This is a genomic window from uncultured Flavobacterium sp. (genome assembly GCF_937967675.1).
GTDB lineage: Bacteria > Bacteroidota > Bacteroidia > Flavobacteriales > Flavobacteriaceae > Flavobacterium.
This window is the reverse complement of record NZ_CALBSN010000192.1, coordinates 1-1,807: the sequence shown is the minus strand read 5'-3', so window position 1 is coordinate 1,807 and position 1,807 is coordinate 1. Positions and strand designations below refer to the sequence as shown.

2 protein-coding genes are annotated in these 1,807 nt (G+C 36.4%); both read right to left on the bottom strand.

What is annotated here, in order from left to right; translation table 11 throughout:
• Positions 1-374 (bottom strand): DUF3341 domain-containing protein (locus Q0075_RS12575; RefSeq protein WP_297869807.1); only part of this gene is annotated, 374 nt, incomplete at its 3' end.
• Positions 375-378: 4 nt separating this feature from the next.
• Complete coding sequence (nrfD, locus tag Q0075_RS12570; protein WP_194093349.1) at positions 379-1,788, bottom strand: NrfD/PsrC family molybdoenzyme membrane anchor subunit; 1,410 nt, start codon at positions 1,786-1,788, stop codon at positions 379-381.
• Positions 1,789-1,807 lie beyond the last annotated feature (19 nt).

Below are 1,807 nucleotides of genomic sequence, written 5' to 3'. Positions count from 1 at the left end.
AATTTACTTCTCATATAAAAAGTGATAACCATTAAGTGAGCTGCAAAAAAAACAGTTCCTTCAAACATAATAGGCACAAATGCAGGCATGTTATCAATATAACTAAAACTTGGTTTTCCACCAATATCTTGAGGCCAATCATTTATCATTACAAAATTCATCAATGTAGTATAAATTGAAAGTCCAACTAAACCATAAATAAATGCACAGATAGCTAGTCTTGTAGGTGCTAAACCCATAGCTTTGTCCAATCCGTGAACAGGAAATGGTGTATAAATTTCTTCAATATGATGATGAGCTGCTCTTGTTTGTTTAACAGCATCCATTAAAATATCATCATCATTATATATAGCGTGTATTACTTTATTACTCATGATATTAATGATTATCTGAATGATTATGACCGTGTTGTTCTCTTTCTGCCTTGTAGTTGTCTCCTGAAGATTTTAAGATAGTCTTAACCTCTGCCTGAGCAATTACAGGGAAACTTCTAGAATATAATAAGAATAATACGAAGAAGAATCCAATAGTTCCGATGTAAATACCAGCATCAACAAAAGTTGGTTGGAACATAGTCCATGATGATGGTAAATAATCTCTGTGTAATGAAGTTACAATAATTACGAAACGCTCAAACCACATTCCTACGTTCACCACAATTGAGATGATAAAAGACGCCATAATGTTAGTTCTAATTTTCTTAGACCACATTACTTGTGGAGAAATTACATTACAAGTCATCATTAACCAATATGACCACCAGTAAGGACCAGTTGCTCTGTTTAAGAATGCATATTGTTCGTACTCAACTCCAGAGTACCAAGCTACGAATAACTCCGTAATATATGCACAACCTACGATAGAACCTGTAATCATAATTACGATGTTCATTAATTCGATGTGTTGGATTGTGATATAATCTTCTAGGTTAGATACTTTTCTCATGATGATAAGAAGCGTATTTACCATTGCGAATCCTGAGAAAATCGCTCCAGCAACGAAGTATGGAGGTAAGATTGTTGTATGCCATCCTGGGATTACAGAAGTAGCAAAGTCAAAGGATACAATAGTGTGTACAGAAAGTACAAGAGGAGTTGCTAAACCAGCTAATACAAGAGAAACCTCTTCAAAACGTTGCCAGTCTTTAGCTCTACCAGACCATCCAAAAGATAGGGTAGAATAAACTCTTTTGGTAAAAGGAGTTACTGCTCTATCACGTAGCATAGCAAAGTCAGGCAATAAACCAGTCCACCAGAAAACTAATGATACTGATAAATAGGTAGAAATTGCAAATACGTCCCATAATAATGGTGAGTTAAAATTCACCCATAATGATCCGAATTGATTTGGGATTGGTAATACCCAGTAACCTAACCATGGGCGACCCATGTGAATGATTGGGAATAAACCTGCTTGCATTACCGAGAAAATCGTCATTGCTTCTGCAGAACGGTTAATCGCCATTCTCCATTTTTGACGGAATAATAATAATACGGCAGAGATAAGAGTTCCGGCGTGACCGATACCTACCCACCAAACGAAATTGGTGATATCCCAAGCCCAACCTACTGTTTTATTTAATCCCCATGTTCCAATACCAGTGGTAACGGTATAAATCATACAACCTAATCCCCATAGGAAAGCGGCTAATGCGATTGAAAATACTGTCCACCATTGTTTGTTTGCTCTACCTTCTACAGGTCTAGCCACATCTACCGTTACATCGTGGTAAGATTTACTTCCTACTACTAAAGGTTTTCTAATGGGTGCTTCGTAATGAGACGACATAATCCTTTATATTGTTTCT

Excerpts from the sequence above, each read along its gene's own strand:
- nrfD (WP_194093349.1), bottom strand. The coding sequence starts at position 1,788 with ATGTCGTCTCATTACGAAGCACCCATTAGAAAACCTTTAGTAGTAGGA.